This is a genomic window from Staphylococcus sp. HMSC057A08 (genome assembly GCF_001812925.1).
Lineage (GTDB): Bacteria > Bacillota > Bacilli > Staphylococcales > Staphylococcaceae > Staphylococcus > Staphylococcus hominis.
Map to the genome: position 1 here is coordinate 1 of NZ_KV810824.1, position 3772 is coordinate 3772.

The following is a 3772-nucleotide window of genomic DNA, read 5'->3' on the forward strand; positions in this document are numbered from 1 at the left end:
CCAGTGTTATAATCTACTTAACAAAGTTATTAAGCATAATTCACCAAATCCCCTCACTATCGGAAGTAGTGAGGGGATTTTTAGGTGTGACTATAGTCGCCTATTTTTTCTTATCGTTGCGATTGCGTAGCCAATGCGCAAATAATGCGACGATACAACCACTCGCTGCTGTGGTCATGATGTGAACAAAGTTATCAAGCATAATTACACCTCCTCTCTACGTCTAGATTGACGCCTGAGAGATAGGCGAACTTTATATTATATCATCTCCGAACATACGATGATATATAACTTCCGATAAGTTGAATTATGTTGAACAATTTATCCTATCAATTTTTTTTCTTCCAAGTGTTACCATCTTCATCTTTTAATTCTTTACCTTTTACTTTAAACTTCACAGTACTGTCATCATCTTCTAATTTCAATGAGAAGTTGTTCTTTTCCACTTTCTCAATCTCACCTTTCATTGTTAATCCCATATAAGTTATCTCAGCATTACTATCTTCTATTTCCATTGTAACCTTTTCTCCATCATCTTCTTTATACACCCATTCGCCTTGTGCCTTATCTTCTGCATTTCCACAAGCAGTTAATAACAAACTAACGCTAAGAACTAAAACTAGTATTAAACTTTTTTTCAAAATAATCTCCCCTTTTAAAATTTAAAAACATACACATAGCCAATATTATTTTAATTTTATATATATTGCAACGTTATTTTGTGTTAAGTTAATATTAATAACTTTTTAATTATATAATTTGTAAAAGGGGATTGTTCATATGGAAAAATTAAAAACATTTCTGAAAAAATTTAAATGGTATTTAATAGGCGGCATCGTTCTATTACTTGGCATTATTTTAGTAATTACCTTATTTGTTAAAAATCATAAAATAAATGTAGAAGATGATGTACAAGTCTCTTTCCATGGTTATGAAAAATCTGGCACTGCTGAGATTACAGATAAATCTTATGATAAAGTAATGAATAAACTTTACATACGTGCATTAAAGCAATCAAATTTTAAAAATAAAGAAATTATAAGAATGATAGAGAACAATGAAGGTGAAGATATAGAAGAAGAAAATCTAAATTATGATGAACTTCATCAAATGAGACATGCTTCTAAAATCATGGATAATGTCAATTTTAATATTTACAATAATGAAAATTTATCAAATGGAGATAAAGTTAAAGTACAATTAAAACTCGAAAAAGGGACATCTAAAGAATTTAAATTAAAAGCAAAAGAGTTTACAAAAGAATTTAAAGTGCATGGTTTAAAGAAACCTAAAGAATTATCTGCAAAAGATTTAATTGAAGGTCTCAATCCTAAATTTACCGGCGTGAATGGTTCTGGATCACTTAATTTAATAACTAAAGGCGCTCCTAAAAACTTGTCTAATTTATCTCTCTCAAATTATGAATTTACAGTTCCTAATAATGGTAATTTGAAAAATGGTAATAGTATCAAATTGACTATTCCGCAAGATTTAATAGATGATATAAATAATAATGGTTCAAGCTCATTTAAAGGTAAGAAAACTTATACAATAAAAGCTAATGACCTGCCCGAACTAAATAAACTTGAAAATATTTCTGAGACGCTTGATAGAAATAATAAACTTATTAAAGATGAATATAATAGTAGTAAATACACTAAATATAAGACTGAAAACATAGATAATTACTATAAAGTTGATTATGATGTATCAAGTGATGATTACTTTGATGATGACAAAGAAGAGAGTGAAAAGGTTTCACCTGTTTCTAAAATTGAACCAACAAAAATTACATTGATTACAGCAGTGAAAGTGACTAGAACGAGTGAATATAGTGACCCTGATGTAAATTATAATTATAAAGGATATAAAAATTATAGTTTAGAAAACAATAGACTTGTTAAAGATGATACAACAAAAGAAGTATCTACATCCAGTGACGAAGATTCGATGAATGATTTGCATGATGAACTTACATCAGATGATTATAAAAAATTATAACTTTTATTTACGTAGCCAAACAATATGAAGCATTGATAAAAAGAGAAGCGTAGAGATAATTCGTAATCGAATTATCTCTACGCTATTATTTTGGGATTTGTGTCCTAAGTTCTTATATAAGTGTTACGCCTTGTATTTTTTTATATTTTTATTTAATTTATCTTCTGATGTCATGAATACGAGACATTTGCTCCATTCTTTTTTCTGCAAAACGTTGTGAAGCTTCAAGTGGTGTTTCGTTTTGTTCCCTAGAAATATCAAAAATATGTTTTAATACTTGATCGATACCTTCAATACTTTCTTTTGCACGGTCTTCATTGTAACCATTTAATTCATCTGCAGTATTAATGACCCCTCCACTATTAACAATGTAGTCTGGCGCATACAAAATATTTTTATCCTCTAACATTTTACTATGTGTTTCTTCATCTTTTAATTGATTATTCGCAGATCCACAAACTGCCTTCACTTTTAATTGTGGTATCGTATCATCATTTAAGATACCACCGAGTGCACAAGGGGCAAATATATCTGCCTCAACTGAGAATATATCGTCAGGTTCTACAAACTGAGCATCAAAATCATCTACAGCACGTTGTGCATTATCTTTATTAATATCAGTGACAATTAAATTCACACCATCTTTACTTAATAAACGACATAACTCATAAGAAACATGGCCAACACCTTGCACGGCAACAGTCTTACCTTCTAACGATTCATCATCAAATTTTTCTTTCGCTGTACGTTTCATAGCAATATAAATACCATACGCAGTCATTGGACTTGGGTTACCTGCAGAACCAAATGATTTACTAGTACCACAAACATATGGTGTTTCTTTATAGATTAAGTTCATTATGTATTCTGAAGTACCAACATCTTCAGCTGTATAATAACGACCGTTTAATGTATTAATATAACGTCCTAAAGCTCTATAAAATGCTTCTTCATTTTCTTTACTAGGAGCTCCCATCACTACTGTCTTGCCTCCACCTAGGTCTAAGCCAGCAGCAGCATTCTTATAAGTCATTCCTCTAGCTAAATTCATAGCATCTTCAATGGCTTCTTGTTCTGATGCATAGTCATTTCTGACACGACAACCACCTAATGCCGGACCAAGCGTTGTATCATGAATGCAAATTATTGCTTTTAGTCCTGTAGCTTTATCTTGGCAAAAGACGATTTGTTCGTAATCTTTTTGCTCCATTGTTTCAAAAATCATTGAAAATACCCCTCTCTTATAATTGACATCCGTTAACTTTTTACCCTAATATTTTACAAATAATCTCAACTTGGAATACACACAATATTAGTTATATTGAGAGTTATAAGAAAATTTTAAAATTAATATAACTTCTATTATTCTAAATTAAAAACGAGCCTAGGATAAAAATCCCAAAACAAATAGTAAAGAGGTGGTTCAATCATGAATCATCTCTTGTTATTGATAAATGGGAATGATTAAAATGGAATCCAATTAACATGATGAATATCATGGTTCAAATTATTGATAAAAGTTTTAAAGAAATTACAAAATTAGAATTACATGAATTATTTATTGGTAATATTGTTTATATATTTATTTTCTTAGTTCTTGTTGTATTTGTCTTCAGAAAGAAAAATATCTAAATAAGTTCAATATAACTTGTGATTAACAAGTAACATACTAAGTCTCTCACTACTACTATTATGAGGGGATTTGAATGTACTTATAATTGACATTTCATGAATATCAATTTTGCATTCCTCTACTAACCAGTGTTATAAT

General features: G+C 29.8%; 4 protein-coding genes and 1 pseudogene. 2 read left to right on the plus strand and 3 right to left on the minus strand.

Annotation, left to right across the window (positions count from 1 at the left end; genetic code table 11):
- Positions 1 to 100 precede the first annotated feature (100 nt).
- Both HMPREF2881_RS11595 and HMPREF2881_RS00005 read right to left on the minus strand, forming a co-directional pair.
- The gene (locus HMPREF2881_RS11595) at positions 101 to 202 is read right to left on the minus strand and encodes a type I toxin-antitoxin system Fst family toxin (RefSeq protein WP_002497230.1); all 102 of its coding nucleotides are present in this window, start codon (positions 200 to 202) and stop codon (positions 101 to 103) included.
- Between the two features lie 127 nt (positions 203 to 329).
- A complete protein-coding gene (locus HMPREF2881_RS00005) occupies positions 330 to 641 on the minus strand; it encodes a hypothetical protein (protein WP_070653582.1) in 312 nt (103 codons plus the stop codon).
- Between the two features lie 139 nt (positions 642 to 780).
- Between HMPREF2881_RS00005 and HMPREF2881_RS00010 the strand changes: the two genes are divergently transcribed.
- Positions 781 to 2001, plus strand: coding sequence for a hypothetical protein (locus tag HMPREF2881_RS00010; protein ID WP_070653583.1), 1221 nt, complete (start codon positions 781 to 783; stop codon positions 1999 to 2001).
- Between the two features lie 157 nt (positions 2002 to 2158).
- On the opposite strand, the gene HMPREF2881_RS00015 is transcribed toward HMPREF2881_RS00010, so the two are convergent.
- Complete coding sequence (locus HMPREF2881_RS00015; protein ID WP_070653584.1) at positions 2159 to 3226, minus strand: Leu/Phe/Val dehydrogenase; 1068 nt, start codon at positions 3224 to 3226, stop codon at positions 2159 to 2161.
- Positions 3227 to 3465: 239 nt separating this feature from the next.
- Here HMPREF2881_RS00015 and HMPREF2881_RS11360 point away from each other — a divergent pair.
- A pseudogene (locus HMPREF2881_RS11360) lies at positions 3466 to 3633 on the plus strand (ABC transporter permease); the annotation flags it as partial.
- Between the last annotated feature and the right edge of the window lie 139 nt (positions 3634 to 3772).